Below are 12,189 nucleotides of genomic sequence, written 5' to 3' on the forward strand. Positions count from 1 at the left end.
TCAATTTTAGTTCTTAATTTTCAACATCTTAATTTTTAAAGTCCGGATCCATTTTTGCCGTTCTTTTTCCTGCTACCTCATCTGCCATTAGAATAAATACATTCCAACACAAACCTCGTGTTGAAGGCCACCATGAATCGGTTGTTGTCCACTTTGTTGGAATAAATTCTTTGCTGTAAGGCCATTCGGGATTTAAATTAATTTCGGCCCAAGCTCTGTTTTCCATTAACTTTTCGGCTTTTTTCCAACCATGTTTTACTCCCACAACATAAGCGCTATACTCAGCTCGAAACCAACTCCCTCCATTGTAATAAATGCCATCATTCGCACCGCCTACATAATTTGATTTTCCAAATTCGTCAAATGGCTGGTACTCTGTATTAATATAATCATATCCCTTTTTATCCTTTGTTAATCGGATGCAAATTGGTGCGGTTGTACCATATTCTGGATGCGGAGAATTAGCAACTTTATTGAGGATTGGCATTTGATTTAAATGATTAATAACCATCTCGTCCGTTAAAATGGGTTTGTTGAACAGCCATAAAGAAAAGAATTCTGGCTCCAAATCCGTCAAGGAGATAATATCCGGAAAATCTTTATCAAACAACAGATGTTTTCTTTTTACATCATAAAAATTTCGATACTCTTTTTCAGCTTTTTCAATATATTCATCTGCAATAGGAAACCCTAATTCTTTAATTGTTCTAAGCGCGATAACTAGCATTCCTTGATTGACAGCCAATTTATCCGTTTTTGGTTCATAAGTTCTGACATCAACCTGACTCATGCTAAAATGGGATTTACAAATACCATCCTTATCATCATCAAATTCATTTAAAACGAAATTTACGGCTTTTTTTATTTTATCTTCTGGTAATACTACTCCAAAACGTCTTTTATTCATCATAGCCCAAACAAGCCATTCAATAGTTGCTTCATTATCCTTCGCTTCAATCGTTCCCATATAAGGAGTGATAATGGTGGCAATAGCACCATTTTTATTTTGTGTTTTTGCCCATTGATTCCAGATACTAAGGTTCAATTCTTTGTTATAACTTGAAACAATAGAGAAAAAAGAATCTCGATTGTACATATCCGGAGAATAGTTCATGTTGGGAACATTGAAAGGGGCAAAATCATCTATAGACGTAATCCAAGTCAACATGTTGAAATTGGCATACAGCATTTTGTCAATCGGAGAACCCTCAAAACCTTTTGCTTCAGCAAGACGTATTTGGGAAGAGACTACAAAATCATGATGATTTTTCCAAGGTTCAACAAAAACAAACGTTGTTTTTGTATTTATTTCACCCATATTCATTTTGTCGTATGGTTCTTTTTGCGGTTGATGAGCCACAATTTGCAAATTTTTTATTTGGAGTTCACATTCTTTGGCATCTTGCGCACCAACAAATAACGAAACACTATCATTTTCTATATAAGGCACCAAAATACTCCCTTTAAAAAGAGTCCACTCCTTTTCACTAGTAGGGAATTTGTCAATATATTTTACCCCGTCTTCTAATTCAACTGTTTTTTTACCATTTTTAATTCTAAAAATTTTTAGCGACACAGCGGCTGTTCCTTTCGAAAGAAAAGAAATAGTATATATATTTTGATTTTTGAAAGGTGCAATAATTTCAAAGCCAGAACGATTATTTTCTTTAAAATTAAGAGAAAAAATACTGTCTTTCTTTTCAATTTTGACTTCCCCAAATTTTTTAAATTGATCGTTGATTTTTAATTTTACTTCTTTTCCGGCATCTAAATTGTACATCTCTCCAAAGGTTTGTTTGATGTACTCTTGATTTCCGGCTCTTTCCTCAACAGAGGCAACAGAAACCAAAGCAGGATCTGGCAATTTTCTCATTCCTACAAAACCACCACCATGACCGTTAAAACGACGACGGGTGGTTCGTGTATAATGATTTTTGTATCCAGCATCCATCAAGAATCCAACCAATTGGTTATCGGGAGTTACAAATCCAGCCGCAGGAAACATTTCGTGAACGAAACCACCAGGAAAATTATCGTGTTCAAAAGTCACATATCTTGACGGTTTTTGAGCAGGCTTTGCAGTTTCTTCAATTGTAAAATACAAAGTAGGCATCCCTGTTTGAAGTAAATCAATGGTTTTTTTGACAACGTTACCACTAATTACCTGATACGTTACAGTTATCGATACATTCAAATCAAACTCTGATACGTAGGTTTCCCTTGTTAATTGAATGTAATTTTTATCAACAGTATAACTTGATCCTTTCCATGCTTCTATTGTTGCATTCTCACTTAAATCAAGATTCGCCATTTTAAGCGAAAACTCTTCGGTGTTATGAACAAGCAATTGACTACCGTTATAAATATCAACATTAAATCCGTGCTCTTTATCACCTACAACTTTTAAATTAATATTTTGACTCCACGATAGTGTTCCTATAAAACAAAATAGTGAAACAAAAAGAGCCCTACTGTATTCTTTCATTTTTTTTATAGAATTAATTATTTTTTTTATCTATACTTATTTTTAACATTTGATCCGAAATCAAATATAACCCCATGCACGATGTTAGGAACCCCATGCATGGGGTTATTAAACTATTTTAAGTTAAAACCTAATAACCAGGATTTTGAGTTAACAACCCTGCTGATGAAGCAATTTCCGATTGAGGAATTGGATACAACATATGTTTATCTAGGAATACTTTCCCATGGGCAGTCATTACTTGTTTAGCAATACCCCATCTTTTCAAATCAGCTATTCTTTGATTTTCAAAACCAAGTTCAGCTCTTCTTTCAGAAATCAACCAATTTTTTATTTCTGTTTTACTTGTAGATAATGGTCTGTCTGCTAGTGTTCCTGCTGGTGCAAAAGTTCCGTTTACAGTAATTGTGTTTCTTGCTCTTGTTCTAATTTTATTGATATAGACTACTGCACCCGAATAATCACCCGTCTCATTAAGCGCTTCCGCTTTCCAAAGCAGTACATCGGCCATACGGATATACACTTTGTTACTCGGAGAATCATCAAATCCTTTGTTAGTGCCATCTATACTACCTAATATTTTATTTACTCTTTGATCTGCTGTATTTACAGTATAATCTTTTCTAGGGTCATTAGGTTCAAACGAATTCATGAAATCGGTAGTGGGAGCAAAAAATCCCCATCCAGCTAATGCACAATGACCATTTCCTCTTGGAGGAACAGCATTACTTTGATGATCAAAAGAAAAAATAACTTCATTGTCAGCGTATTCCTTTTGACTGCTGAAATTATCAAAATAATTGTCATTCAAACTATATGTACTTTCTAATTCCGTAGCCAAAGTAATTACCGTTGACCAATCATTATTGTATAATGCTGTTTTTGCCAAGAGCGCAGTTACAGCGCCTTTAGAAACTCTCCATTTTTCAGTGTCAGAACTGAATTTTGAATTAGGCAAAAGTGTTTTTGCTTTCTCTAAATCGGTTTTAATTTGACTCCAAACAGTTTCTTTCGGTGCTCTAACCGCTAAATCGAAAGCATCTTGATATGTTTTTACGGGGGCTAAAATTAAAGGTACATCTCCAAAATTAGTTACCAGTGAGAAATAATATAATGATCGTAAAAAATAGACTTCACCTAATAATTGGTTTTTTCTGTCGGTAGAAATTCCTGTGATCGTTTCAATTTCTGGGTTCAAAAGAAAACCTAAAGCAGTATTAGTTCTTTTTATTCCTTCATAATTGTATTTCCAAATACCATTAGCCCCTCCGTTGGTCGAGGTAAAAGTATAATTATCGACCTCGTCCATCCATGCTTGGTCAGAATCGGAAATCCATTTTTTTTGCATATCATCTGATGCAATGTCTTGCATGATTATATCATTATTGGAAACAAGTCCATCGTCCCAATTCCATGTTCCCATTACGTTCAGCGTATTAGACAACATTAAATAAGAAGAACTAACAGAATTCTCTACCGCAGTAATAGTAGGTGTTGCAGTTATTTGGTCTGCAGTTACTAAACCTACAGGCTCTATTTCTAATTGATTTTCACAACTTGTAAACGCTACAAGTCCAATTAGGAGTGTTGATATATATATATATTTCATAATCGCTTTTTTATAAATTTAATTTTAATCCAAAAATGAAGGACTTAGATTGTGGGTAGGTTCCCATATCAATCAAACTTGTAGACTCAGGATCTAGTCCTGTATATTTTGTAACAGTCCATAAATTTTGACCCGATAAATAAATCCTCATATTCGCCGACCCAAGAACTTCAGGATCAAAAGTATACCCTATTTCTAAATTTTTCAATCTCAAATAAGAAGCATCTTCAACAAAAGCGCTAGACATCTGTCCTCCTCCATTAGCGTTAAATGTTACTCTCGGAATTGTGTTACTCGTTCCTTCTCCATTCCAAGCATCCAAAATCATTTCACTAGAATTAAGAGGCATTTTAATACTGTAGGCGGTAACTTGTCTTGAATTATTATAACGATCTACCCCTTCAACTCCTTGAAAAAGGAAGGATACATCAAAGTTTTTATAACTTCCGTTAAAAGATAATCCATAAGAAATTTCTGGAATCGGATTGCCTATAAATGTTTTATCATCGGCATTGATTTGACCATCATTATTTAGATCTTTAAACTTCATGTCGCCAGGGACTACTCCGTTTGTATTACTATATAATTGTGTATTGATTTCAGCCAAATTTTGATAGATTCCATCAAACTCATAACCATAATAAGAGTTTATTGGTTGTCCAACAGTAGTCCGAGTATTTGATTGTAAATTATCAAGATAAGAGATGTATTGTTGCAATGCCTTAACTCTATTGGTCAGCGTAAAAACATTTCCATTTATACCGTATTTAAAAGCATGGTCGTTATTTTGAAAATCAAATGCAAATTCTAAACCTTTATTATTAACAATACCAGCATTGACATACGTTGGGTCGATAACACCTACGGTAGCAGCCGGCAAGCCTACTGTTAATAAAATATCATTGGTAGTTTTGTCAAAATAATCTACAGTAAATGTCAACTTGTTTTTCAGAATACTCAAATCCAAACCAACATCGGTTTGCGTAGTAGTTTCCCATTTTAGATCCGGATTTCCATAACGTATAATTTTAACATTTCCATCTGTTTGTGTAACAAGTGTTTGATAGGCGTTGTTTGGGATCTCTTGATTCCCAGATTGTCCCCAACTGGCTCTTAGTTTCAAGTTTGAAATCCAATCTGCCTTTTCCATGAATTTTTCCTTAGACATTACCCAACCTCCAGAAACCGAAGGGAAATAACCCCATTTATTATTGGGACCAAAACGTGAAGAACCATCGGCTCTTAAAGTTCCTGAAGCAAAATATTTATTGTCAAACCCGTAATTGATCGATCCAAAGAAAGAAACTAGTGCCCAGCTACTGGCACTTCCGCCAGCATAGTTTTTTGAATTTAGTTCTCCATAATCCAAATATCTAAACGGATCCTCAGTATTAACATAATTTTGTCTAGCCCCACCTATGTTTTCACTGTTATTCGTAATGGTTTCAGTACCCAGTAATGCATTGATACTGTGTTTCTCATCGATAGTCTTTACGTAATTAAAAGTGTTGCTAAAGGTAAAAGTCATATCTTGCCCCATACTTTCATTAAGAGAAGAGGGTCTATTTATCCTTCCCAAAGTTGGATATAAAGGGTCTCCCCCATCATTATCTCCGAAGTTCTGACTGAATTTTTTATCATGGGCAAAAGTAATATCAGCACCAAAACTACTTCTAAATTTCAATGACTTATCACTCAAAAAACTATACTCTCCATAAACGTTCCCAAAAGTTCGAAAGGCACTGATTTTATTATCTATAAAATTAACAGCTGCCATTGGGTTGTATGCAGAGTCATAATCATGACTCCACCCATTAACACTATCAGGGCCTAAATAAAATGGCAAATCAGTATAAGGGTTTTCTACAGAATAGGTTGGATCATTAACATCTTTATAAACACCAAAAATGGCAGGTCTAAACATAGCATAACGAATTATTCCCATATCATCGCCGCTAGAAGCTAATTTATCTCTGATGCTATTGGTAATCTGTATATTTGTCCCTACTTTTAAGCGATCTGAAAAATTAGAATTTATATTAGCTCTAAAATTAAGACGTTGGTATTTATCATGGTCACCCTCAACAATACCGTTTTGTCCAAAATAACCTCCGGAGATCAAATATTGTGTAGTTTCATTACCTCCACTGGCCGAAAGTTGAAAATTAGTCGTTTGTCCTGTCGTAAATAATTCGTCTAACCAATCAGTATTTGCTAATGGTATTCCGTTTACGGATCCTGCAGTTTTAGCGGCTTGATATGGGCTTATGGCATTTGCAGCATTGCCAGTTGTATTGTGCCAAGCACGATCCACTACTGTTAAATATTGATCCGCATCAAGTAGCTTAGGAAGATTTGTTGCATAGTTTATACCAGTATAATACTCGGCATTAATATTCGATTTCCCTTTTATTCCATTTTTGGTGGTAATAACAATTACTCCTCCAGCAGCACGAGAACCATAAATGGCAGTAGCAGCAGCATCTTTCAAAACAGTCATCGATTTTACATCAGATTGGTTCAAAAAATTTATATCTCGAGTCGAAACACCATCAACAACATACAAAACTTCGTTGTTCCCAAGAGTCCCTACTCCTCTTATACGAATCTCTAGGCCATCTCCTGGCTGACCCGAACTTGAGGTTACAGAAACACCTGAAACTTGTCCTTGCAAAGCTTGCGCCACATCGGCAACTTTTGTTTTTGATAGTTCACTCATATTAACTTGTGCAACGGCACCCGTTATTGTAGATTTTTTTTGACTGGTGTACCCAACCACAACTACTTCATTTAATTTTTGCGAATCACTTGTCAATACCACATTAACAACTTTGCTCCCATTACTAGGAACTTCTTTCGTTTGATAGCCAATAAAACTAAATATCAAAACGGCGTCAGAATTAACATTGCTAATCGTATAGTTTCCGTCAAAATCAGTTATGGCGCTTGCAGCCGTTTCTTTTACAACAACATTTACCCCAGGTAGTGGGCCACTATTATCCGAAACATTACCTTTTATCGATTGAGCATGTATAATGCTCCCTGATAATAATATTCCAAAAAGGAATAAATTATAAATAAAATTTTTCTTCATCATATGGAAGTGTTAAATTGATTACTAATCTGAGTTAAATTTTTCATGTCAATAAAATTTAGGTTAATTAAATGCATTAATCATTTTTTTAAACAATCAAAAAACGATTTCGTAAATTTATCTTGTAGACACAAAAAAAGGTGTACACTATTTCATCAAAAGTGTACACCTTTTTAAAAAGTATTGATTTTCAGTATTTTAAAACTAAATTTATTACTTTCCTTTGTATTTTAATTGATAATTTTTAGGAGTTGTATTATACATTTTATTAAACTCACGGTAAAAATAAGAACGGTTATTAAATCCCGATTGGTAACATACCTCCGATACTGTAAGTACATTTTTACGAAGAAGTTCCGCAGCATATTTTAATCGCACAGTCCGTATTAAATCTGCCGGTGTAAAACCAAAAATCTGCTTAATTTTTCGATACAATTGTGAATTACTAATGCCTAATTCCTTTTCTATTAATAAACTTTGAAGATTTTCATTATCAATATTAGTGCGAATCAATTCAATCACCTTTTTTACAAAATCTTTTTCATCCTTGTTAATCGGAAGTGTAGCCAGATTTTCTGAAAGCGTATCTTGTGTAAAATGTTTTAGTATTAGTTCTTTTTCTTCAAGAAGCTTTTGTATACGTATTAATAAATGGTCTGGATAGAAAGGTTTTGGAATATAAGAATTGGCACCACTTTCCAGTCCTTCAATTCTATGAATAACCGAATCTTTTGCAGTAAGCATTATAAACGGAATATGACAGGTTTTTATATCCTGCTTGACTTTTTTACAAAGTTCAACTCCATCCATCATCGGCATCATTACATCGCTAATAATAATATCTGGCATCTCCTTTTCAAGAATCTCGATCGCTTCCAAACCATTATAAGCAGGCATAATTTTATACTTTTCGCCTAATAAATCTTCTAGGAACAAATGGATTTCTTTCTCGTCCTCCACTAACAAAATTGTTTTACGATTGTCTTGAATATCCAGAAGTGAAACAATTTTATTCGGCGTATCATCAGACTTGTTTGGAATCTCTTCAAGAATATTTTTAAGATGTTGGGAAATCAAAATTGGACTGACTTCTACATCCAATTCTTTTTCGGTAAAAGACTCTTCACTGCAAGGAATCAGAACGGTAAAAGTGGTCTGTTCATTAGCAATACTCGAAACCAGAATTTCTCCTCTCAATACAGAAACCAGTTTTTTAATATAGGCCAACCCAATACCGGTTCTAAACAAATCGTTCTCTGGAGCTTTATTGGTATCCGACAGAAAAAATCGATCAAATAACGAGTCTAATTTCTCCTTCGGAATTCCGCTTCCTGTATTTACAATAGTTATGTTCAAGATTTTGGAATTATCCTGAAGCGCAAACTTAACATCAATTTTTCCATTTATTGGAGTGTATTTGAATGCATTTGACATCAAGTTGAACACTATTTTTTCAATCTTATCTTTGTCAAACCAACCCGGCAATGCAGATGGAATATCAAGCTTATAATCAATCATTTTATCCAATGCCCATTCATCAAACAATTCAGCAATTTGCTCTACCAAGCTAACAAGATCAAACTCTCTTGCCGTAATCTCCAGATAATCGTACTCAGCTTTTCGAAACTCCAATAATTGTTGGGTCAAAAACAATAACCTTGACGAATTGCGTTGAATCATATGCAAGAACTTTTGATTACGCTCGCTGAGATTTGCCGTTTCTGCTAGTTTTTGTACTGGCCCGACTATCAAAGTCAGAGGAGTCTGAAATTCATGTGCAATATTGGTAAAAAAGGTAAGCCTGTTTTCGTGAAGTTCTTCTTCTCTTTTTCGGAAGAGAATATTTTGGCTCAATGACTGACGTTTTTTATAATAGCTTAATACAAAAAGTATAAAAAGTGCCGTTAGTATCATATAAATAACAAGCGCAAGATTGGATTGCCAAAATACAGGTTTTACTCTTATATCAATGGCATGAACAGGTTTACTCCAAACTCCATCACTATTGGACCATTTGATCCACAACGAATAATAGCCTTGTGGAACGTTTGTAAAGGAGATAATTCTTCGATTATTAATGCTGTTCCACTCCTTATCAAAATGCTTCAGTTGATAGGCATATTGACACTTTTCACTGTTGACATAAGTCAAAGCTGCCAATTCAATGTCAAAAAAGTTTTGATCATGATCCAACACAATAGAAGGATTTGTCTTAGAATCTGGAGCTATCACCAATCCCTGATAATACGGAATAGGCTGATTTTGACCACTAATTTTATCAATTAAAATATCTGGAATTACAGAAGATTCTATTATTTTTTGAGGTAAAAAATAGTTAAATCCTTTTATACCTCCCATAAAAACAAAATCCGATTTCTGGTCTTGATAAAATGCACCGTCTGCAAATTCATTATTCTGAAGACCTTCGTTTTTGGTGTAATTAATAAACTTAGACTCATTAAGATTGAAATTGGACAAGCCAAAATTGGTGCTTATCCATAGATTCGATTTTTTATCGGTAACTATTCCATGAATGGTATTATTTGGCAATCCTTCTTTGACAGTAAAACTTCGAAACACAGCTTCCCCATTTGTTTTTAAATCTTCCAATAAGTTCAAACCAAAACTCGTTCCTATCCAAAGTCGGTTGTTTGCATCAGTCTGCAAACACAAAATATCATTATTGGAGAGACTTTTGGGATCATTCTTAATATTTTTATAGGTGCTAAACTCTCCCGATTCTTTATCAAAAAGATTAAGACCACCCAAGCGGGTTCCTATCCAAAGTTGTTGGTCATTCCTGGAAACTATAGAAAAAATAATATTACTGCTGAGTGATTTTGCATTGTTACTCGCAACGTATCTTTTGATTTCGGTTACTTTTAATTGATCTCCTGAACGCAAAATTTTACAGCGAATCATTCCATAGCCATTAGTACCAAGCCATATAAATCCTTTTTTATCCTGAAAAATGGAATAGACAGACTTAAAATAATCACATTTTTCATTCCCTTTAATAGCAGACCAATTAATAAGTTTAGATTTTTTTAAGTCAAACACAGTTACTCCATTACCATCAGTACCAATAAAAACAAGATTATCTTGCCCTTCGCATAAAGCAAATACTGCATTATTAATTGGACTGTTACTTTCGTTAAAGTTCTGATATTGTATCGCTTTGTCGGGATTCAAATAGAAATTTGATGCAAAACGAAATAGTCCTTTCCCTTTTGTACCCACCCAAAAAGAATTTCCATCCACTTCCAAAAATGCCCTAATAATTCCACCGTCCAGCTGAGGAACCTGTGCTTTTGAAATTAAATTAAAAGCTTTTTTCAGCGGATATATTTTAAATAAACCATCTCCATCAGTTCCCGTCCAAAGCACATTTTCGCTTCCTTGTATTAATGTGGTTATTTTTTGGCTTTTGAGGTATTTCAACCAGGGTTTGGAAACCATATTGCCGTAACTGTCAATAATAAAATAACCTGATTTACCCGATAGCACAATTCCTTCCGGAATATGTCCAATAATATTGTCAATATTTTGGGTCGGCAGGATTTGATTTTTATTGTCGGATAAAGAATGTAACACAGCATTTCCAGTAGTTGATACAATACAGACATATTTATTGGAAATCACTTCAAATGTGTGAATGTTTTTTGAAATCAATTTGATTTTTGAAATTATCTTTTTCCCGTCATTGACCGTTTTAACAGATAAAGCATAAAGTTCATTGTTCTCAAACAGTACCAACAATTCTCCGTTTGGAGAAAATTCCATTTTTTTGACCGCTTTGGCAGAAAGATTTTTGACATTGAGCAATTGAAAAACAGTTCCGTCAAAATAACCGATTCCCCAATCTTTTACTGCACAAAATACTTTTTTGGAAGCATCCAATGCCATATTAAACTCAGACTCAGACAAGGGTGGTTTGTTTTCTCTGGAAAAATAAAAACGCTGGAATGCATCTGTTTTTTTATTGTATCGATTAATTCCATGAATTGTCAATATCCAAATCTGCCCCGAATTATCTTCGGCTATTTTGAGGATTACCTGATTACTAAGACTATTTTCATTATCCTGTTCCGGTCTGAAAATCTTGAAACTATTTCCGTCATATCGATTCAATCCATCCCAGGTCCCGATCCAAAGTAAATTCTCAGAATCCTGAAAAATGGTATTAACAGAACTATTGGACAATCCCTTGGTATTATCCAATTGCTCCAACGAATATTTTAAATCAGAAATCTTGGATGAATCTAAAAGTGATATATGATTAATAGTCTCAGTACTTTTAGTAAATTCCTTATTCAGAGACGAAAGATTTTCTTTTTGATTGCAGGCTATAAAACCTCCAAAAATAAAGATGAAGAATACAATTTTAATTTTCAATTTAATAAATTTTACAAGTTTTGTGTTATTTAAAATTAGCAGTAGCTTTATTTCTATACTATCAATAATTATTTAAACATTCACTTTTGGAAATGTTTTTTCAATTTCAAAAATTTGAAGGGGGTAGGATTTGTTAAGAAGTGTTTGTTTTTTTAAGCAAATTGAAATCAAATGTACAAAAAAAGCAAGCTCAAAATAATTGTTAACTATCGGGTTTTGCAATGCTATACCAAAACCGAATAATCTTCTTTCGCTTTACTTGCAATTTCAATCCAAAAAACAGATATCTTATTCAAAATAAATTTAATCAAACAACTTCTCAATGCATTGGTTTTAATTTCATACGTGACTTACAATTCCGCTTTACTATACATAAAGACAGTCTATTCCAAAGATTTAAACAATTAAATACTTTGACGGAAATTACCAGAAAAAAATAACCATTAATTTATGCTTAAGTAAAAAAACACCAATATTGTTCTTTTTAATTACTTATATTTGCGCCGTTTTAAAACTGAACAAATTCAATCTAGAAGTAGTTGCAATTCAAGAGTTATAGGACCTAAAACCAATTTATAAATTAAAACCAAATATGTATTTGGCCCA

4 protein-coding genes are annotated in these 12,189 nt (G+C 33.7%); all 4 read right to left on the reverse strand.

The window, feature by feature from the left end; translation table 11 throughout:
* Positions 1-28: 28 nt before the first annotated feature.
* Positions 29-2,485 carry a hypothetical protein gene (locus OLM57_RS14880; protein WP_264564478.1) on the reverse strand — a complete coding sequence of 819 codons (2,457 nt, stop codon included), beginning with the start codon at positions 2,483-2,485 and terminating at the stop codon, positions 29-31.
* 130 nt (positions 2,486-2,615) lie between these two features.
* Positions 2,616-4,094 carry a RagB/SusD family nutrient uptake outer membrane protein gene (locus OLM57_RS14885; protein WP_264564479.1) on the reverse strand — a complete coding sequence of 493 codons (1,479 nt, stop codon included), beginning with the start codon at positions 4,092-4,094 and terminating at the stop codon, positions 2,616-2,618.
* A gap of 10 nt (positions 4,095-4,104) precedes the next feature.
* A complete protein-coding gene (locus OLM57_RS14890) occupies positions 4,105-7,191 on the reverse strand; it encodes a SusC/RagA family TonB-linked outer membrane protein (protein WP_264564480.1) in 3,087 nt (1,028 codons plus the stop codon).
* A gap of 210 nt (positions 7,192-7,401) precedes the next feature.
* On the reverse strand, positions 7,402-11,583 hold the full coding sequence (locus OLM57_RS14895) for a two-component regulator propeller domain-containing protein (protein WP_264564481.1): 4,182 nt from the start codon (positions 11,581-11,583) through the stop codon (positions 7,402-7,404).
* Positions 11,584-12,189 lie beyond the last annotated feature (606 nt).

Source organism: Flavobacterium sp. N3904 (assembly GCF_025947305.1).
GTDB lineage: Bacteria > Bacteroidota > Bacteroidia > Flavobacteriales > Flavobacteriaceae > Flavobacterium.

Coding starts and splice junctions, on each gene's coding strand:
- OLM57_RS14890 (WP_264564480.1), bottom strand. CDS start 7,191: ATGATGAAGAAAAATTTTATTTATAATTTATTCCTTTTTGGAATATTA.
- OLM57_RS14880 (WP_264564478.1), bottom strand. CDS start 2,485: ATGAAAGAATACAGTAGGGCTCTTTTTGTTTCACTATTTTGTTTTATA.
- OLM57_RS14885 (WP_264564479.1), bottom strand. CDS start 4,094: ATGAAATATATATATATATCAACACTCCTAATTGGACTTGTAGCGTTT.